At 61.0% G+C, this 20,047-nt stretch carries 14 protein-coding genes; 8 read left to right on the top strand and 6 right to left on the bottom strand.

Annotated features, from left to right (window positions below; genetic code table 11):
• Positions 1 to 136: 136 nt before the first annotated feature.
• From ACP7B7_RS24985 to ACP7B7_RS25010, 6 genes are read left to right on the top strand one after another with little or no spacing between them, the layout of a single operon-like run.
• Positions 137 to 1,054 carry a dynamin family protein gene (locus ACP7B7_RS24985; RefSeq protein ID WP_426078529.1) on the top strand — a complete coding sequence of 306 codons (918 nt, stop codon included), beginning with the start codon at positions 137 to 139 and terminating at the stop codon, positions 1,052 to 1,054.
• A gap of 3 nt (positions 1,055 to 1,057) precedes the next feature.
• On the top strand, positions 1,058 to 3,310 hold the full coding sequence (locus ACP7B7_RS24990; RefSeq protein WP_308923816.1) for a dynamin family protein: 2,253 nt from the start codon (positions 1,058 to 1,060) through the stop codon (positions 3,308 to 3,310).
• Between the two features lie 7 nt (positions 3,311 to 3,317).
• Positions 3,318 to 4,217 (top strand): hypothetical protein, encoded by a 900-nt coding sequence (locus ACP7B7_RS24995; RefSeq protein WP_308923815.1) that lies wholly within the window; start codon positions 3,318 to 3,320, stop codon positions 4,215 to 4,217.
• A gap of 2 nt (positions 4,218 to 4,219) precedes the next feature.
• Complete coding sequence (locus tag ACP7B7_RS25000) at positions 4,220 to 7,489, top strand: ATP-binding protein (RefSeq protein WP_308923814.1); 3,270 nt, start codon at positions 4,220 to 4,222, stop codon at positions 7,487 to 7,489.
• Positions 7,486 to 8,088 carry an HNH/ENDO VII family nuclease gene (locus ACP7B7_RS25005; protein WP_308923813.1) on the top strand — a complete coding sequence of 201 codons (603 nt, stop codon included), beginning with the start codon at positions 7,486 to 7,488 and terminating at the stop codon, positions 8,086 to 8,088. Before ACP7B7_RS25000 ends, ACP7B7_RS25005 begins: the two co-directional genes overlap by 4 nt.
• Complete coding sequence (locus tag ACP7B7_RS25010; RefSeq protein ID WP_308923812.1) at positions 8,085 to 8,501, top strand: SMI1/KNR4 family protein; 417 nt, start codon at positions 8,085 to 8,087, stop codon at positions 8,499 to 8,501. Before ACP7B7_RS25005 ends, ACP7B7_RS25010 begins: the two co-directional genes overlap by 4 nt.
• 86 nt (positions 8,502 to 8,587) lie before the next feature.
• On the opposite strand, the gene ACP7B7_RS25015 is transcribed toward ACP7B7_RS25010, so the two are convergent.
• Positions 8,588 to 11,086: an IPT/TIG domain-containing protein gene (locus tag ACP7B7_RS25015; protein WP_426078508.1), complete on the bottom strand. Its 2,499-nt coding sequence runs from the start codon at positions 11,084 to 11,086 to the stop codon at positions 8,588 to 8,590.
• A 656-nt stretch (positions 11,087 to 11,742) separates the two neighbouring features.
• Here ACP7B7_RS25015 and metH point away from each other — a divergent pair.
• The gene (gene metH, locus ACP7B7_RS25020; protein WP_426078509.1) at positions 11,743 to 15,540 is read left to right on the top strand and encodes a methionine synthase; all 3,798 of its coding nucleotides are present in this window, start codon (positions 11,743 to 11,745) and stop codon (positions 15,538 to 15,540) included.
• A 95-nt stretch (positions 15,541 to 15,635) separates the two neighbouring features.
• Positions 15,636 to 16,007, top strand: coding sequence for an SPW repeat protein (locus ACP7B7_RS25025; RefSeq protein ID WP_308923809.1), 372 nt, complete (start codon positions 15,636 to 15,638; stop codon positions 16,005 to 16,007).
• Positions 16,008 to 16,148: 141 nt separating this feature from the next.
• Here the strand turns inward: ACP7B7_RS25025 and ACP7B7_RS25030 are convergent, their stop codons facing one another.
• The 5 genes from ACP7B7_RS25030 to ACP7B7_RS25050 all read right to left on the bottom strand — a co-directional run bounded on the left by ACP7B7_RS25030 (position 16,149) and on the right by ACP7B7_RS25050 (position 19,962).
• Positions 16,149 to 17,429: an EAL and HDOD domain-containing protein gene (locus ACP7B7_RS25030; RefSeq protein WP_308923808.1), complete on the bottom strand. Its 1,281-nt coding sequence runs from the start codon at positions 17,427 to 17,429 to the stop codon at positions 16,149 to 16,151.
• A 129-nt stretch (positions 17,430 to 17,558) separates the two neighbouring features.
• Positions 17,559 to 18,338 (bottom strand): class II glutamine amidotransferase, encoded by a 780-nt coding sequence (locus tag ACP7B7_RS25035; RefSeq protein WP_308923807.1) that lies wholly within the window; start codon positions 18,336 to 18,338, stop codon positions 17,559 to 17,561.
• Positions 18,339 to 18,424: 86 nt separating this feature from the next.
• The gene (locus ACP7B7_RS25040) at positions 18,425 to 18,682 is read right to left on the bottom strand and encodes a BTH_I0359 family protein (RefSeq protein WP_308923806.1); all 258 of its coding nucleotides are present in this window, start codon (positions 18,680 to 18,682) and stop codon (positions 18,425 to 18,427) included.
• Between the two features lie 162 nt (positions 18,683 to 18,844).
• Complete coding sequence (locus ACP7B7_RS25045) at positions 18,845 to 19,243, bottom strand: GTPase (RefSeq protein WP_308923805.1); 399 nt, start codon at positions 19,241 to 19,243, stop codon at positions 18,845 to 18,847.
• Positions 19,240 to 19,962, bottom strand: a complete 723-nt coding sequence (locus ACP7B7_RS25050) for a response regulator (RefSeq protein ID WP_308923804.1) — start codon at positions 19,960 to 19,962, stop codon at positions 19,240 to 19,242. Before ACP7B7_RS25050 ends, ACP7B7_RS25045 begins: the two co-directional genes overlap by 4 nt.
• Positions 19,963 to 20,047: the final 85 nt, after the last annotated feature.

Below are 20,047 nucleotides of genomic sequence, written 5' to 3' on the forward strand. Positions count from 1 at the left end.
TGCGACCTTGGACAGCAACGCGCTTCAATAGTGCCCGCGGGAGAGGTAAGCAGAATGTGCCGCCCTAGAAAAAAAGAGCGTCCGGGCGAAGACGACGCCTGCCGCACAACAACAGGAGACTTTCGATGTCCTGGTGATGGCGACCATGAGTGCCGGCAAATCGTCCTTTATCAATGCCCTGGTCGGACATGAGCTACTGCCGTCTGGAAATGAGGCGACGACGGCCTGCGTGACCAGCATCGAACACTGCAGCCGGGCAAAATATTTTCGTGGCACGAGCTACTCCCATGACGGAATTCGTATCGGCATGCAGAAGAACGCGTCGCTTGAGCAGGTCAGGAGCTGGAACGCGGACGAACAGGTAAAGCATATCCGTCTGTCCGGCAAGATCGGTACAGGCTATTCCCGCCGCGCTGCCAGGCTGGTACTGCACGATACGCCGGGGCCGAACAACAGCCAGGATCGGCGCCACGCCGAGGTGACGCTCGATGCGCTGCACACCATTCCTTTCAAGCTGCTGTGCTACGTGCTCGACGCCGGCCAGATGGGTACGCTGGATGACCAACAGTTGCTGGCGCAGTTGCGTGAACAGTTGGACCGGCATTCGGGCCATCGGCTGGTATTTATCCTGAACAAGATCGACCTGCTGGATCGCGAGCGTGGCGAGCTGGTCAGCAGCCATGTGGAAAAAGCCAGGCATTATCTGGAGCAATGCGGCTTTCAGCAGCCGATCATTGTGCCTACCATGTCCAGCCTTGCGCTGTATGCCAGAAAAGCCCTGAATGCCCAGACCTTGACGCGGACCGAACACAGCAGGCTAAAACACGCTCTCGACGACCTGGCCGTGGAGCAGGAGTGCCTGTTGCATGCCGCCGCCCTGCCCGATGCGCTCAAGTCGGGCGTGCGCAGACGCCAGGCCAAAGCGGGCAAGGCCGGCAACCGATCTGCCCGCCAGCCTCCCGCCGGGGATCTTGTGGCACTGCAGCAAGTGGTGCTGCGCAGCGGGATCAGAACCGTCGAGTTTCTCTTAAATCAACCTAACATCGCCGCGTGAGCCATGCATCATATTGAAATCATCCACAATCCCTTTATCGTCGACACCCGCTTCGTCATCAACGGCGAGCCGCCAGCCGACGGTTGCAAGCTGAGCAGCTACAAGGAATCGCGCCTGCAGCTCTGGATCGAAAAGCTGTTCGATGAATTGAGCATGCTGTTCAATGGCGACAGCAATTTCCATGTCGTATTCCATGGCGTGGAATCGGACTATGCGGACGTCGTCGAGGCAGCCAGCGTGGCAAGCGCGCGTGGCATGCAGATCGACGTCACATGGCAGGCGACGGAGGCGACCGAAAACCGTCTTGAGTCGATGCGCAGCCTGATGACCGAAGCGCGCGCCCATCCAAAATTCGATGCCTACATCGAAGAGGATGAGGAAATGAAAAAATGTTTCGAAGAAGCATTCAACGCGGATTTCGACGTGTATGTCGTGGCCACCATGTCTTCTGGCAAGTCGACGCTGATCAATGCCATGCTCGGCCACGATTTGCTGCCGGCAGCCAACGAAGCGACGACCGCAACGATCACTTCCATCGCTGACGACAAAGGACTGGCCGCATTTCGCGGCAGTCGCTATGACAAGCAGGGCCGGGAAGACGTTTTCCATGAGAACGTGACGCTTGACACCATCACTGACTGGAACAGGCGCGACGATACCATGAGAATTGCCATCCAGGGCGATATCCAGGCCGTCAAGCAACGTGACAACGTGCGGCTGGTACTGACCGACACGCCAGGCCCGAACAACAGCCAGGATCAGGATCACGAGCGCGTGACGATGAGCTTTGTGCAGGACTCGCGCCGCAATCCGCTGATCTTGTATGTGCTGAACGCCACCCAGCTGGGCACGAACGATGACAAGAATCTGCTCCGACTGGTGGCGGACGCCATGCGCAGAGGCGGCAAGCAAAGCAGGGACCGCTTCATCTTCGTCATCAACAAGATGGATGTCTTCGATCCGGAGAAGGGCGAAGACCTGCCGTCGGTGCTGACACGCGTGCGCAAATACCTGGGCGACAATGGCATACAGAATCCGCTCGTGTACCCGGTTTCGGCCAACCTGACCCGCCTGATCCGCAAGCCTGGCGACCGTCACTCCCGCAAGGAACGCGGCGACTACAACACCATGGCGGACCTGTTCAGCGAAGTGCCGAGCATGAACCTGCTGCAGTACATGCCGATCACGTCGCGCGTGACGCGCGCGCTGGAGGCGAGACAGCACTCGCCGCTGATGCTCAGCAGCGGCCTGCCAGCGGTCGAAGCCATGATCGACGAATATATCGACAAATACAACCTGCCGCATCGCGTGAAGCGCGTCTACGACGCGCTGTCCAAGGCGATTGACGTCGGCCTGAATGAAAGCCAGCTGATGTCGCAGCTGGAGCACGACGAAAAGGAACTGGCGTTCATCGAAGACGAGTTGCAGGACTTGCAGGCACGCCGCGCCAAAGGCTTCAATGCCGCGGCCTACAAGGACCAGATTGCGCGGGAAGGCTCGGTACTGCCACCAGGCACCGAATTGGCCCTGGCCAGGTTGCAGGCCGACAACGACAAGTTCATCAAGGAGGTCACCGAACAGTTGGTCGGTGTGACAACGCCGGAACTGGCCGAACAAAAAATGAACGAAACGGAAGAAAATCTGCGCTTCCATTTCAATACGCTGGTCAACCAGTACGAGTCGGAATTTGAAGACAGCCAGCAGGCGATCAAGCTGGACCTGGCCGCCCAGTACCAGCGTTATGTGACGGACCTGTTTGATGAATGCCGGAAGCTGGATCTGCCGGTGCTGGAAGGAATACGCAAGTCGGTTGCGGGCATTTCCCTCAATCTTGGCGTGGAAGACAATGAAATCAAGACGCGCAGGGTCGTGGTCGGCACGCGCGAGGTCAGCACCAGCAAATGGTACAAGCCGTGGACCTGGGGCGATACGGGGACAAGCAATATTTACGGCAATGAAGAATATATTGACCTGGCAGACCTGTGGAAAGAGCGCCAGACGCGTGTACGCGGGGAATTCTCGAAACTGGTCAAGAGCGCGCGCATGCGCATCGAAGTGGGCAAGGACAAGCTGATCGACCAGTTCCTGACTTTCATGACCCTGGAGTTCGATACAAAATTCGACGCCCTGCTCAATTCAATCGACCACAAACTGACCGACAAGAAAGCACGTGAAGCAGCATTGGCAGAAGCCCGGCAATTGCAGGAGTGGATCACTGCATTCAAGGCCAAACTCGATCAAGCCCTCGCCGTGTGAACTGACCATGACCATCGATACCAACAAACTCGCCACTGCCCGCAAGAGCTTCCTGGAAGCCATCAACAATCCGCAAACCGCTACCGCGCTGCTGCGCAACATGGCCGGCGAGCTCAGGACCGCGCAACCGGACCTGTTCATGCCGTATATCGCCGATGAAAATCGTGACGCGATCAGGCCGGAGCCCCTGCATTGGAACGATCAATATTTCAGCCAGCAAAAGAAGGTGGCAGAGAGAAATTTTTCCTTTGAGCGGCTGGAGCATCTGCTGCAGGTACGCGAACACTTTCGACAAGAGGGCCGCAAGGGGTTCGTGGCAAATGCGCAGCCAGCGCCGGCCGCTGCCCGCAGCGACAGCCATACTGGCTACACCCCTTCCGTCAACCTCAGGAAATTCGTGGAAGAAGGCGATTTGACCACCTTGCGCACCGCGCTGATCGTGGAACTCGAGGACAAGCGCCTCGACGCCGACACCTTGCGCGCCGCGCTGGCCTGGACCAGGACGCGTGTCACCGATTTGTGCGAACCGTACAGCGAAAAGGCTTTTGCCCGGGCCATCGTGCAGAACCGCGAACAATGGAGCGCAGACTATTACGGCCTGCAAGCGGTCTATCTCGACACCAATTTTTCCGAGGAACGCTTTCTGCATCTGATCGACGTACGTGAATATCTGCGCCGACAAAGTCCCATCAGCATGGCGCCGGATAGCAGGCCGGTCAAGAGCAGCAGTCCTGCGCCTGCCAGGGGACCGCGCCTGCACGATGAGCAGCCACGCCCGAGCCCGCAGCCACCCCGTCCGCAGCCAGTCCGTCACCGGCATGGTCTGTCGCCCGTGATGCTTACCGCACTGCTGATCGGTGGCGCGCTCGCTGCCGTGGTCATCCTGATACTCGCATTGAGAAAGTGAACATGACGTCGAACAATCTGACACTCCGCGCCGCCGAACAGATTCGTGAAAACGCCGCCCTGAATCTGCAGGCCGGGCGCACCCTCATCAATCGCAGCTACCTTGCAGAGTTGCAAGACTATCCGGTACAAGCTTTCGCCAGTGACGCCCTGCCCTTCCGGCGCGCCAGCGACCTGCGGCTGTTTCGCATTGAGCGCATTGTCCAGGGCAACAAGCAATCGGTTCTTGAAAGCACGACCGCCGCCTACACCACGCTGGGCGCGGCCGGCTACTCGATCTTCCTGTTCTTGCGCTCGAACGGCAGCGAAACCGATCTGTATATCGGCACCCGCGGCGAACCTGGCAAGGCGCTGGGCCAGAACTCCGGCGAACTGCTGCTCGAAACCTTCAAGGGACACTTTTCCGGCAGCTCCCTGCTGCCGCTGGCCGCGCGCGAAACCGACCATCTGCTCGACGGCTTGCTGGCGGAAAAAGCCAATCCGGCGGCCAGCATCACCGCCGTCACCGGCGTACCGGCCCTGTCGACGGATAACAGCGACCATTTCATGCAGGGCCTGGAGCGCTTCATCGATGCGGCAGAGCGGCGCGTGTACCAGGCGCTGATCCTGGCCGAACCGGTCTCGTCGCAGAACCTGGAACAGATCCGCATCGGCTATGAACAGGTGGCAACACAGCTGTCTCCGCTGCACAAGCTGTCGCTGTCATTCGGCGAGCAGGAAAGCGACAGCGTCGGCCTGAGCATCAGCCAGAGCATCAGCGCCTCGCTGGGGGAAAGCCTGGCCATGACGGAAACGCGCAGCCAGGCCCATACCGCCGGCACTTCGTCCACCACGACCAGGGGCAGCTCCGAGTCGTTCAGTGCAAAGACCGGAACGGCCAAGGCGGCGGCCATTATCGGCCCCTTGCTGGGCGGCGTGGGCGGCTCGGCATTCGGACCTATAGGGAGCATGGTCGGCGCCCAGCTTGGCTCCGCCATCGCCACCGCATTCGACAAGCAGCGTACCACCGGCACCAGCGAATCGCTGTCGACCGGCCACAGCGAGAGCGACACCATGTCCGAAGGCACGTCGACAGGCAAAACCACCTCCAGCACCACGACCAGCGGCAGCACCGACAGCCGCTCCTCGAACCGTACCACTGGCGCCAACCGCCAGGTGACGATCGAGACCACGGACAAGAGCATCGAACAATTGCTCGCCAAGATAGACCACCACCTGGCGCGCATCAACGAAGCAAAGACCTATGGCGGCTGGAACGCCGCCGCTTACTTCCTCGGCGACAGCACGGCATCGTCCGAAGCGCTGGCCAGCATTTTTTTGGGACTCATCCGTGGCCACAATTCCAGCCATGAAGATTTTGCGCTGACGACCTGGAATTCGGCAAAAAAGTCGGCGGTACTCGACTGGCTGGGAACGCTCAGCCATCCCCCGCTCCAGCATGCCCTGGCAAAGCAGTTACCGATTGCCTGCCTGACACCGGCAACGCTGGTATCGGGCAAGGAACTGGCCATCCAGCTCAGTTTGCCCCGCCGATCGACGTCGACGGTGGCCGTGGTGGAAACCCGTGCATTCGGCCGCAAGGTGCAGCGCCTGGACGGCGGAAATGGTCTGGAAACGGGCCGCCGCAGCATCGTCCTGGGCCAGATCCGTCACCTGTGGGAAAACATGCCTCAGACCATCGATCTCGGTCTCGATCAGTTGTGCAGCCACGTCTTTGTCAGTGGATCAACTGGCGCAGGCAAGAGCAACACAGTGTATGGCATGCTGAGCCAGATCAGCGCGGCCGGCATTCCATTCCTGGTCATCGAACCGGCCAAGGGCGAATACAAGCATGTGTTTGGCCAAGTTCCCGGCGTGCAGGTGTTCGGCACCCATCCGGCCTACGGTGCGCTGTTGCGTATCAATCCCTTCCAGTTTCCCGCAGCCACCCATGTACTTGAACACGTCGACCGGCTGATCGAAATCTTCAATGTATGCTGGCCGATGTATGCCGCCATGCCGGCGGTGCTCAAGGAAGCGATCCTGCAAGCCTACGAGCAATGCGGTTGGGATCTCGACAGGTCGAGCAACCGCTTTGACGCCGCATTGTTCCCGTCGTTTGCCGACCTGCTCGTCACCCTGGAACAAGTCATCGCCGGTTCTGCCTACTCGGCTGAACTCAAGGGCAACTATATTGGTGCGCTCTCCACCCGCATCCGGTCGCTGACCAATGGCCTGAACGGCCAGATCTTCAGCGCCAACGAGATCGCCAGCGATGTCCTGTTCGACAGTCCGGTGATCGTGGATCTGAGCCGTATTGGCTCTGCGGAAACCAAGTCACTGATCATGGGCGTGCTGGTGATGCGCCTGAGCGAATACCGGATGGCCCAGGGCGGCATGAACCGGCCCTTGCGCCATGTGACGGTGCTGGAAGAGGCCCACCATCTGCTGAAACGCACCGGGAACGACGGCGGTGCCGAAGGCGCCAGCCTGGCCGGAAAATCGGTGGAAATGCTAGCCAATGCGATCGCCGAAATGCGCACGTTCGGCGAAAGCTTCTTCATTGTCGACCAATCGCCGCAGGCGGTCGACATCGCGGCCATCCGCAATACCAATACAAAGATCATCATGCGCCTGCCGGAAGAATCGGACCGTCGCCTGATTGGTAAGTCGGTGGCCCTGCATGACGATCAGCTCGATGAAATTGCCCGCCTGCCGAAAGGCGTGGCCATCGTTTACCAGAATGACTGGCTTGAGCCGGTATTGTGCAAGGTGCGCAAATTCGATGGCGTCGAGCGGCCGTATGTCTACCAGCCTGAAAGCCAGCATCAGGCTGATAGAAAAACACTCCTCCGGCATGTTCTGCAATTGCTGCTTGCCGAACGGGTCGCAGGGACCGTCGAACCGGACCTGGCGATAGTGGAAGCCGCCCTGCATACGCTGCCCTTGCTGGCATCAAGCAAAATCGCCTTGCTCGGGGCGGTCCGGGCTCGCCAGCAGCACGAGTTACCACTGCTGTGCCGACAGGCCGGCTTCGAGCAGCTGTCGCGGCTGGTCACCGACATCCTTGGCTGTCGCACGCAGGTCCGGCAAATGATACAGCAGGCCGCCAGCTATCCTGAACTGTCCCGGTTGCTCGACACGCTGCTCAATGACCAGGTCGATGGCCTGAACGACCCACTGCGGCTGGCAGCACAACATTGCCTGATGAAAGAGCATAGCCTGCAGCACGAAAGCCATGTGCATATTTACTCGGCCTGGCGTGCCAGTCTGGAGAATAAGGAGACGGTATGAAAATTGAAATGTTTTCCATGTATCAGCCTGAGGCGTCCTGCCAGTTGGCACTGCAAGCGCAGGACATGCCAGGCAGGACCATGAACCTTGCGGAACTGGACAAGCCGCTCAGACTGACCCAGGAAAGCCGCGAACAGCTGCCGCCGCTCAGTAGTGAAACGCGCGAGCGTCTGAAACAGGGCGACTACCCGGACACCGTACTCGATGCCATCGGCAGCGAAGCGGAAGGCGGGATCTATGAAAAAGCTGAACTCGAGGCCACCGTCGTCAATGACAAGGACGCTCTGATCCGTACCGATATCGACCTGGACAAAACTGACGTGTGGGGGGAAACGAATTTGGAACGAATGAAGGAGGGCCTGGCGCCGCTCGATAGCCAGGGAAAACCGATTGAACTGCATCATATCGGGCAAAAGCCCGATTCTCCGCTAGCCGAACTGACCGGCGCCGAACACCGCAGCAATGGCAATGACAATATCCTGCACGACAAGCTCAAGGAAACTGAAATCAACCGGGCAGACTTCTGCAAGGAGCGCATCGAGCATTGGAAAGCGCGGGCACAACAAATTGAAAACCAGCGTGGAGAGGGTACGGCATGATGAATGAACTGAAAGAACTGGTCGAGCGCCACCGGGCAAAAAACCGCCCGGCAACCATGGATGGCGTGCGGGCCCTCGAAGCCGCACTGGGATGGAAGCTGTCGCCCGAATACATATTATTTTTAACAACCTTCGGCGTGATTGTATTCGGCGGCATCGAAATCTACGGGCTTGGCGTGCCGGACGACTATTACCTGAATGTCAGAAACAGCCATGCCGACCTGAGTCGCGATCCGACCTACCCGCGCAATGCCGTTCCCCTGCTCGACGCAGGCGATGGGCATTACTACCTGTACGACAACCTCGCACAGACTGTTGTCATGTGGGCCACCCCCAACGGCGGTATCGTGCAGGTACTGAAAAATGATCTGCAGGCATTTCTGATCGGGCAGATTTTCAGCGTGCAGCAATAAGGGAAACGGCCACGCGCCTGCGGCAATATCCGTCAACGCTCAGCCGCCCGACGCCGGGCGGCTGAGCGCTTGGCAAACCAGGGCGCTTACTGGCGCGCCACCTTCACCATGCGGCCACGTACCGACGACGACAGGCTCACCTCGAAGCGGCCACCGGCCGGCAAGGCGCTGATATCGACCGAAGCGGTACCGCCCGTCAGGGCGCTGGCGACCACGGTCTTGCGGCCATCGGCAGCGACGAACAGCACGGCGGCATATGGCTCGACGTCGGCATTCCACGTCAGGGCCAGGGCGGCGGCCGTTTGCTTGACCTCCAGCGAGGCGGCGCTGGCCACGGCGGCACGGCGTGCCGAACGGTCCAGCTTGCTGACGACCTTGCCGTTGGCCAGCACGTCGATATCGCTGATGTCGCCGGGGTTGGCAAAGCTGACACGGAAGTGGCTCACGTCGACTCTGCTGTCGGCCAGCTGCTGCGTATCAAATGGCACGTTAATAGTTTGTCCGGACGCCGTTAAAATCCGCAGGCTGTATTTGGCGCTGCTGTCGGCGGTAGCGATACGCGCGGTGGCCGAGGCCACGGCCGGGTGCAATTGCACGCCATTTGCGGTGATGCGGCCCGAAACGGTGAGATAACCATTGTCGGCGGCCAGCACATTGGCGCCCACCGAGGTGCTGCGGCCGGTGCGGGCGATGCGGGCGGCGTAGCTTTCCAGGAACTGCTGGATGCGGGCATAGCTGTAGTCCGAGAACCAGGCGCCGCTGCAATAGCTCATCACGTCCTTCATCTGCTTGGTGCTGCCGTTGCTGGTGTAGGTCGCCTGGCTCAACTGGCCGATAGTGGCGCCGTAGTTGCTGTTATACAGTGGCTGGCTGCCCAAGTCGCCGTTCGCATACGGATAGTCGGCGGCGGTATTGGTCGGCGAACCGCAGGCGACGTGCTGCAGCGCATGGTTGTGGCCGATTTCATGGATCATCGTCGTCAGCCACTCGGGCCAGGCATTGCCGAAGGCATCGACCGAGGCGGTGCGGGTGGCGCTGGCGTCCAGGCCCAGTGCCGACGGGCTGGAAACACCCGTGGTGCGGTCGCTGATATACGCCAGGCCGGCGGTGCGGCTGGCCGACATCTGCGTGGCGAAACCATAGTAGAAGGCGCTGCTGTCTTCCTGGCTGCGCGCCGCTTCGATCTTCGGCAGGGTCTCGCTCCACCAGGTGTCGACCGCGCTGCTGCCGCCGACATTGAGCGCCACGCGCTTGGTGATGGTGATGTCTTCGGCGGCGTAGGGATACACGCGCACGATGGCGGCACGGATCACTTCAGGATCAGGCAGGACGGAAGTGCCGTCGTTGGTGGTCAGGGGCACCAGCACCAGGTGCATCTTGGCGGCCGACGACACGGCCGGCGTGGCTTGCTGGCTCACTTGCGTGCCATCGTTGCCGACGGCCGTCACGCGCACCTGCAGGCCGGGCTGGATCCAGCTGGCCGGCAAGGCGGCGCTGAAGTTGCCGTCGAAGCTGTAGGTGTTCTTGGCCGTTGGCAAGGTGGCCGGACCATTCAGGACCAGGCTGCCCAGGTTGGCGCCGGTGGACGAGGTGGCCGCCAGGGTCACCGCCGGGCTGCTGCGGCCGGCCAGGGTACCCAGCACCGACACGCGCACGGCGGCAGGCTTGCCACGCGTCAAACGCAGCGCCGCATCGCTGGCGCTCAGGTTCAGCACTTGCGAAAAATCGATGGCGCCCAGGGTGAACGCCGCCACGGTGCCGGCATTGACGGCGGCGCGCGACGGCGCCGACAGCATCAGGTTGCCGGTGGCCGAGCTTGGCGCCGACACGCGCAGTTCGGTGGCGCTGGCGCTGACGATCGTGGCGGTGGTCGCACCGATGGTGGCGCCATTGACCTGGTCCAGGTTGCTGCCGGCCACGGTCACAATCACATTGGCGCCGCTGATGGCGGTGCTGATCGACGTCACGCCAACGGTCGGCAAGACCGTGAAGGCGGCGCTGGTCAGCGCTTCGTTGAAGGTACCGCGCACGGTCAACTGGCCCGTCACGGCGCCGACCGGCACCACGAAGGTCACGCTGCTGTCGGTATGGCTTTGCACGGTGGCGGCGGTGCCGTTGGCAAACACCACTGCCGTGACATTGGCCATGCCGCTGCCGGTGATGGTCACGCTGCCGCCGACGATGCCGCTGGCCGGTGTCAGTTCGCCGGCCGTCAACGGCAGGTAGACCGTGATGGCCTGGCTGGTGGCGACCGTGCCGCTGGCGGTCACCAGGGTCAGGGCGCCGGTGACCGGCGTGGCCGGCATCGCCAGGGTGGCGCTGCCGGCGCTGACATTGCTCGCAACCAGGGTCACGCCGCCGACCTGGAAGGCCGAGACGCGGTCGAGGTTGCTACCGGTGACCGTCACGCTGGTGCCGATGGCCGCGCTGTTGGCCGAGACGGCCGTCACGGCCGACACCACCGCCGGCGCGGGGTTGGTGGTGGTGGTCGCCACCACGGTGCCGGTACCGCCGCCACCTCCACCGCCGCCGCAAGCGGACAGACCCAGCATGGCAATCAATGCAATAAGCAAATGGTTTTTCATGGCTGGCATCCGTTTCCGCGCAGCGCGACAGCAGGAGAAGTGAAAGAGGTATGTGACATATCGGTGACTTTTGGAGAGAATGTTGATCTAAGGAACCGACATTATGATTGAATAAAATTCCGAAAGACAACTATTAATGACTTTGGTTTAAATACTCTCGGCAGTAATTAACATAACTCACAGACAACCTTTATTTTAGGCATTACCGCTCTCGCTCTGTATTGCTATAGATCAAGCTTTGTTTTCAAATAGAACATTGGCAGTTGGTTCATAAAAAAAAATTTTCACGGATTTACAAAAATGTGGGGATTTTTCCACATAAACAGTGACTATCAAGATGATATCTTTTAAATAATTAACAATTTGGCCGAGATTTTTACAAATGTAATGCGGGAGAGAATGTGAGAGAAAGTGTGATGGCACGATCGCCACGCTTTTTGGCATGCCAATGTGTTGCGTGGACGGCCTATCCGCAGCCGCCAAGGGCTTTTGCCCAAAACCAAAACTGCGCGATGCCGTATAATTTTAGACCCGGTGAACTCAGGCGATTGCCCCCTTCCGCCAGCCTATCCGGCCGGCGCACTCCGTCGGCTGATCCTGCTGATGCGCAACGCCTGCCCACCGCGCCGCCGCCCGTTGCCTATTGAAAGCATGAAATGACCGATACCGTGATCCCCGCCCTGTCCCCGACCGAAGCCTCGTTGCGCGCCATCATGGCGCGCCGGATCATGATCCTCGATGGTGCGATGGGCACGATCATCCAGCAGTACAAGCTCGACGAAGTGGCGTATCGCGGGGGGCCAACTGGCCGCTTCATCGACTTCGCCGCGCCGGCCGACTCGGGTGCGCGCGAGTTGTTCGTCAAAGGCAATAATGAATTATTGACACTGACGCAGCCGCATATCATCCAGGAAATCCACGAGCGCTACCTGGCGGCCGGCGCCGACCTGATCGAAACGAATACCTTTGGCGCCACCACCATCGCCCAGGACGACTATCACATGGCGCACCTGGCCTATGAGATGAATGTGCAGGCGGCAAAACTGGCGCGCGCCGCCTGTGACAAGTATTCCACGCCGGACAAGCCGCGCTTCGTGGCCGGCGCCCTGGGACCGACGCCAAAAACCGCGTCGATTTCGCCGGACGTGAACGATCCGGCCGCGCGCAATGTCACGTTCGACCAGCTGGTGGCGTCCTATCTGCAGCAAACCCGGGGCCTGGTCGAAGGCGGCGCCGACGTGCTGCTGGTGGAAACCATTTTCGACACCCTCAACTGCAAGGCGGCGCTGTTCGCGATCGACCTGTTCTACGAGCAGAACCCGGAGGTGGTGCGTTTGCCGTTGATGATTTCGGGCACCGTCACCGACGCGTCGGGCCGCATCCTGTCAGGCCAGACCGTGCCCGCCTTCTGGAATTCCGTGCGCCACGCAAAACCGCTGACGATCGGCCTGAACTGCGCACTGGGCGCGGCGCTGATGCGCCCGTACGCGGAAGAGCTGTCGAAGATCGCCGACACCTTCGTGTGCATCTACCCGAACGCCGGCCTGCCCAACCCGATGAGCGACACCGGCTTTGACGAGTTGCCGGAAGACACCTCCGCCCTGCTGCGCGAATTTGCCGACGCGGGCTTCCTGAACATGGCCGGCGGCTGCTGCGGCACCACGCCCGAACATATCAAGGCCATCGGCGAACTGCTGGGTAACAATACGCCGCGCACCCTGCCCGCCAAGAGCCACGACCTGCGCCTGGCCGGCCTGGAGCCGTTCGTGGTCAATGACGACTCGCTGTTCGTCAACGTGGGCGAGCGTACCAACGTCACGGGTTCGAAGGCGTTTGCGCGCATGATTCTCAACGAGCAATACGATGAAGCCTTGTCGGTGGCGCGCCAGCAGGTGGAAAACGGCGCCCAGGTGATCGACATCAACATGGACGAGGCGATGCTCGACTCGCTGGCCGCCATGACGCGCTTCCTGAACCTGATCGCCTCCGAACCTGACATTTCACGCGTGCCCATCATGGTCGACTCGTCGAAATGGTCGGTGATCGAAGCGGGCCTGAAATGCGTGCAGGGCAAGGCCATCGTCAATTCCATCTCGATGAAGGAAGGCGAAGCGGAGTTCCTGCGCCAGGCCACCCTGTGCCGCCGCTACGGCGCGGCGGTGATCGTCATGGCCTTCGATGAAAAGGGACAAGCCGACACCTTCGAGCGCAAGATCGAGATCTGCGCGCGCGCCTATCACCTGCTGGTCGACGCGCTGGACTTCCCGCCGGAAGACATCATTTTCGATCCGAACATCTTTGCCGTGGCGACCGGCATCGAAGAGCACAACAACTACGCGGTCGACTTCATCAACGCCACGCGCTGGATCAAGGACAACCTGCCACATGCCAAGATTTCCGGCGGCGTGTCGAACGTGTCGTTCAGTTTCCGCGGCAACGATCCTGCCCGCGAAGCAATCCATACCGTGTTCCTGTACCACGCCATCAAGGCCGGCATGACCATGGGCATCGTCAACGCCGGCATGGTCGGCGTGTACGACAACCTGGACCCGGAGCTGCGCGAGCGGGTGGAAGACGTGGTGCTGAACCGCCGCGAAGACTCGACCGAACGCATGATCGAATTTGCCGGCACCCTGAAGGCGGGCGGCGGCAAGGCCGACGTGCAGAACCTGGCCTGGCGCGAAGGCACGGTGCAGGCGCGCCTGTCGCACGCGCTGGTGCACGGCATCACGCAATTCATCGTGGAGGACACGGAAGAGGCGCGCCAGGAACTGCTGCACAACGGCGGACGCCCGATCCATGTGATCGAGGGACCGTTGATGGCCGGCATGGACGTGGTCGGCGACCTGTTTGGCCAGGGAAAAATGTTCCTGCCGCAGGTGGTGAAATCGGCGCGCGTGATGAAGCAGGCCGTGGCCCACCTGATTCCGTTTATCGAGGAAGAAAAACTGCTGGAAGAAAAGCGCACCGGCATCGTCGCCAAGCCGAAAGGCAAGATCATCATGGCCACCGTGAAAGGCGATGTGCACGATATCGGCAAGAATATCGTCACCGTAGTGCTGCAATGTAATAACTTTGAAGTGGTGAACATGGGCGTGATGGTGCCGTGCTCGGAAATCCTGGCGCGCGCCAAGGTGGAAAACGCCGACATCATCGGCCTGTCGGGCCTGATCACGCCGTCGCTGGAGGAAATGGCCTATGTGGCCAAGGAAATGCAGCGCGACGAACACTTCCGCATGCTCAAAATTCCGCTCTTGATCGGCGGCGCCACCACCAGCCGCGCCCACACGGCCGTCAAGATTGCCCACAACTACGAAGGGCCCGTCATCTACGTGCCGGACGCCTCGCGTTCGGTGTCGGTGGCGCAGTCGCTCTTGACGCCCGAGCAGCGCGACAAATACGTGGAAGACATCGAACTCGATTACGCGCGCATCCGCGAGCAGCATGCCAACAAGAAGGCGCTGCCGATTTTGTCGTTAGCCAAGGCGCGCGCCAACAGGATGGCGCTGCCGTTTGACGGCGCCAGCACGCCCGTGAAACCGAAGTTCATCGGCCGGCGCGTCTTCAAGAACGTCGACCTGGCCACGCTGGCCCAGTATATCGACTGGGGTCCGTTCTTCCAGACCTGGGACCTGGCCGGCCCCTTCCCCGCCATTCTGACCGATGAAGTGGTGGGCGACGCGGCCACCAAGGTGTATGCGGAAGGCCAGGCGCTGCTGAAGAAGCTGATCGACGGGCGCTGGCTGACGGCCAATGGCGTGGTGGCGCTGCTGCCGGCCAACAGCGTCAACGACGACGATATCGAAGTCTATACGGACGATACGCGCAGCACCGTCGCCTTCACCTACTACGGCATGCGCCAGCAGGGCGTGAAACCGGTGGTCGACGGCGTGCAGCGGCCAAACCAGTGCCTGGCCGACTTCATTGCGCCAAAGGCCTCGGGCGTGAAGGATTACATCGGCATGTTTGCCGTGACGTCCGGCATCGGCATCGAGAAATACGAAAAGCGCTTTGAAGACGCGCATGACGATTATTCGTCCATCATGCTCAAATCCCTGGCCGACCGCCTGGCCGAGGCGTTTGCCGAATACCTGCACGAGCGCGTGCGCACCGACCTGTGGGGCTATGCCGCCGGCGAGCAGCTCAGCAACGACGACATGATCGCCGAGAAATACGTCGGCATCCGTCCGGCGCCGGGCTACCCGGCCTGCCCCGAGCACACCGTCAAGCGCGAGATGTTCGACGTGCTGCAGGCCGGGGAAATCGGCATGCAGCTGACGGAGTCCTACGCCATGTTCCCTGGCGCGGCCGTGTCCGGCTTTTACTTTGCCCACCCGGAATCGAAATACTTCGTGGTCGGCAAGATCGGTGAAGACCAGGTGGAAGACATGGTCAAGCGCCGTGGCGTGCCGAAGGAAGATATCGAACGCTGGCTGGCGCCGAATTTGTCCTAAGCCCGCCAGGTGGCGCGCGGAACTTTCGCCCGCCGCCATGCCACTAAGGCTGTATGCGGGCGTCGGGGGGCGCCGGCATCTTCTTGGGAGGCAATATGGCAACGCAATTCAAACTGAAACGCTGGCAGGACCAGGTGATCCTGCTGCTGGGCCTGTGGCTGATCGTGTCGCCCTGGGCCCTGGGCTATGCGGAAGGTTCGCCGCAGATGATCAATGCCCTCGCGTCCGGGCTGGTGATCGCCGTGCTGGCCGCCTTCGACCTGTACAAGACCTATTTCTGGGCCGTCGTCGTCAACCTGCTGGTGGGGGTGTGGGTGGCGGTGTCGCCATGGGTGCTGCGCCTGGCCGACCAGGGCCCCATCCTGTGGAATTGCCTGATTACCGGCATCGCCGTGGTGGTGCTGGCCCTGTGGGAGCTGCGCACCGATCCCGAGCTGCACAAGCATTGGCCGGGGGCGGCGGCCTAAACAACATTGTTGGCGGTGGCGGTAGTGTCGGGTTACGCTACGCTAACCCGACCTACGGCCATTTGAAGCCGCGTAGGTCGGATTAGGCCCATCGGGCCGTAATCCGACAATAGTGTTGGCCATGCCCATGGTGGTGCAGGATTACAGCGCGTATCTGACGACGTTGTCACTCCACTCGAACGCGGCCATTTCCAGCTCGACCAGGTCGTCGGGCGACATCGCCAGGTCGCGCAGGGTCGGCACGATCTCGCCTTCCATGTCTTCGATGCGCTCGATGCATTCGGCCAGGCGCAGCAAGTCGCCATAGAAACCGCCGCGCGACAGCAGCGCTTCGGCCACTTCGTCGATCACTTCGATCTGTTTCAGGATATCGGCCATCGGCACGGCAAACAGCGTGTCCATCAGCGACATGATGCCGACCGTAAAGGCGATATCGGCCGAATGGGCGTGGTTCGGGCGCAGCTTGCTGGCCAGCAATTCGAGCAGGCGGCCGCGCGTGGTGGCCAGCATCAGCAGCGGCGTCATGCTGTGGCCGCGCTTGCTTGGCTCCGCATACAGCATGATTTGCAGCCAGCGCTGCAGCTGGCGGCGGCCCAGCACGCTGACGGCCTGGCTCAGCGAATCGATGCGCTGCCGCGCGCCGACGGCCGGCGTGTTGACCAGGCGCAGCAGGTTCAGGGCCAGCGACACGTCGCGCTTGATGGCGCGCTCGATGTCCATATTGTCGGCGTCCGAGGTGACCAGGGTCATCAGTTCCATCACGGCCAGCTGCGACGGCGACAGCTTCTTGCCCGTCATGATGGCGGGCTTGGCAAAGTAATAGCCCTGGAAGTAATCGAAACCGAGGTCGAGGGTCGACTTGAATTCTTCGCGCGTTTCGACTTTTTCGGCCACCAGTTTCTTTTGCTCGCGCTTGAAGCGCAGCGCCAGGCTGGCCAGGGCCGCAGGCTCGACCGTGCGCATGTCCATCTTGACGTATTGCACCAGCGGCAGCAATTCCTGCACTTGCGCCGTGTCGGCCACCACGTTTTCCAGCGCAAACACAAAGCCATGGCCGGCCAGCTCGCTGATGCGCGCGCGCAGTTCCGGCGTCACCTGCATCGATTCGACGATTTCCAGCACTACTTTTTCGCGCGGCAGGAAACTGAAGATGTCGCTCATGATCACATCGGCGTCGACATTGACGAAACCGAGCGCGTCACCGACCACCTTTTCCATGCCCAGCTGCGAGGCATGGGCGATCACGGTGGCCGTGGCCGACAGGTCGCTGGTGATATTGGCAGGCCCGACCGGAGCGTTGCGAAATAGCAACTCATAGCCGAACAGGGCCTGGTTGCGGTCGAGGATGGGCTGTCGCCCCAGATAGAACTCGCGCACGCGCAAGGGTTTCGGGGTGATGTCGTTGCTGGAAATATCGATCATTAAATCTTCATCAATCACGTCGAGTGACACTGGCGGCGCCACGCCTGCGTCAGGGTTCACTATTGACCATACCATGTGCCCGCGCTGTTGGCTATTTTGGCAGCATTGCCCGGTATTGTCGTCAACAAATTAAATCACGGGCGCTTCTTGTACAGCGCCGTCTACAAACAGCTTCAGTTCACCGGGCGCGAACGCCGTCCATTGCTCGTTGGTCGTCAATGGCTGCGTGACGATCACGGCCACCCGGTCCTGCGGCGTGGTGACCTGGGAAAAGTCCACGCTGAGGTCTTCGTCGGATAGTTTAGCAGTTGGAAACGGATGCTGTCGCACCAGATAGTGCAAACTGGTGGAACAGTGGGCAAACAGCGCCTCGCCGCTCGACAGCATCATGTTGAAGGTGCCGTGCGCAGCGATGCCCGGCAACAGCTCGGCCAGCGCCGCGTGCAGCTGCGGCAAGGCGGGCGGCGCGTCGCCGAAGCGCGCGTGCAGCTCCTGCAGCAGATAGCAGAAAGCCCGCTCGCTGTCGGTACAGCCGACCGGGCGATAGCTGCCATTCAGCACGGGATTGAATTCCTTCAAGTCGCCATTGTGGGCGAAGACCCAGTAGCGGCCCCACAGTTCGCGCACGAAGGGGTGGCAGTTTTCCAGCGCTACCCGGCCTTGCGTGGCCTTGCGGATATGCGCGATGACATTGCGCGACTTGATCGGATAGCGTTTGATCAGCTCGGCCACCGGCGAGGCGATGGCCGCCTGGTGATCGACGAAATGGCGCACGCCGGCGCCTTCGAAAAAGGCGATGCCCCAGCCGTCGTGGTGGGTATCGGTATGGCCGCCGCGCATGGCGAAGCCGGTAAAACTAAAGACAATGTCGGTGGGGACATTGCAATTCATTCCGAGAAGTTGGCACATGATGACTTTGCAGCAAGGTAACCCCGCCACCTTACCATGCCGTCAAGGGAATGGGGTTGGTGGCGATCGCCACCAACCCGCCGTGTCTAGTGCAGCAGCACCGGCTGGCTCATCAGGGAATCGTAGCTGCCGAGAAATTCATCGATTTCTTCCATGGTCGGTTCGCTGGCGATCAGCTCGCTGACATCGCGGCGAAAGTTTTGCGCCAGCACGCCGGCGATAAAGGTTTCGCGCTTGCCGCTCTTGTCGACGATTTCATAGCCGCCGAAACGCAAGGCGTCCAGGTTGCGGTCGGCGCCGAATTCCACGACGCTATATTGCTCGCTGTTATAGATCAGGTTCATTGTGCGTCCTTCGCTCAAGCAGGAGGAACTCCTGCGGTTTCAGAACAGAGGTGGGGACCATGCCATGGCATTTCAAGCGCGATCCCGCTCTGCAGGGAAAGTAGTTGTAACGAGATGCAAACTGCGTGCAAACTGCGATCGGGACGGCTACGGCAATAACGGTCAGGCGGTGACGGTCAGCTCAGGCTCCAGCGCCAGCCAGGCATCGTAGGGACTGGCGGCAAGCCAGCTGCGCAGTTGTTCGATATGCGTGGCGTCTGCCAGGCTGAGGAACAAATGCGCGGGCGGATGGCGCAGAAGACGATTCAATGTTACACGCAATACCAGATTGCCGCTGCAGCACAGGCAACCGGGTGCGATGCGGAGCAACTGCAATGCGGCGGGAGGGGAAGTGTGTTCGGCCAGGTCGGCCAGGATGGAGTTGCCGTCAGCCAATCCTTCGAGGATCACGGCAGTGGATTGCCCCGGCGGCAAGGCTTGCGCGATGGCGGCCTCGCGCAGGCTGGCATGGCCGCCGCTGACCAGGGTCAGCGGCGTCAGACGCCTTGCCGGTGCCGTCACAGGTTTTTCTTGGCCAGCTTGCCCGGTTCGACGCCCAGTTGCTTGAGCTTGCGGTACAGATGGGTGCGTTCCAGGCCCGTCTTTTCCGCCACGCGGGTCATGCTGCCGCCTTCGCGGCCCAGGTGGTGTTCGAAATACATGCGCTCGAAGGCGTCGCGCGCCTCGCGCAGCGGCAGGTCGAACGACAGATTGTAGCCATGGCCTTCGGCCTGGGCCGGTGCGGCGATGCCGGGACGCACCATCATCTGCTGCGGCGCACTGCCGCCAAAGCTCGGCACCGGATGGCTGCTGTTCTCTTCGACGGGCGTCGGCGCCACCGGGCGCGGCGCGGCGGCCGGCGCGCGCACGGTTTCCTGGGCGCGGGTCAGGCCTTGCTGCACGGCTTTCAACAACTTTTGCAGGGCGATCGGTTTTTCCAGGAAGTTCAATGCACCGATGCGTGTCGCTTCGACTGCCGTATCGATGGTGGCGTGGCCCGACATCATGATCACCGGCATGGTCAGCAAGCCATCGCGCTGCCACTCCTTGAGCAGGGTCACGCCGTCGGTATCGGGCATCCAGATGTCCAGCAGCACCAGGTCGGGCGCGCCGGCGGCACGTGCTTCGCGCGCCTGCTGCGCATTTTCAGCCAGCTGGATAGCATGGCCTTCGTCACCCAGTATCTCCGAGAGCAACTCACGGATACCCATTTCATCATCCACTACGAGTATGTTTGCCATTCGTGTCTTGCCTTCCTCATTTCGCCGCCCCGCGCACCCAAACGGCACGCGGCGGACAACTATGATTTTATTAGTGTTTTAAATA

Source organism: Janthinobacterium sp. PSPC3-1 (assembly GCF_049896105.1).
Lineage (GTDB): Bacteria > Pseudomonadota > Gammaproteobacteria > Burkholderiales > Burkholderiaceae_D > Janthinobacterium.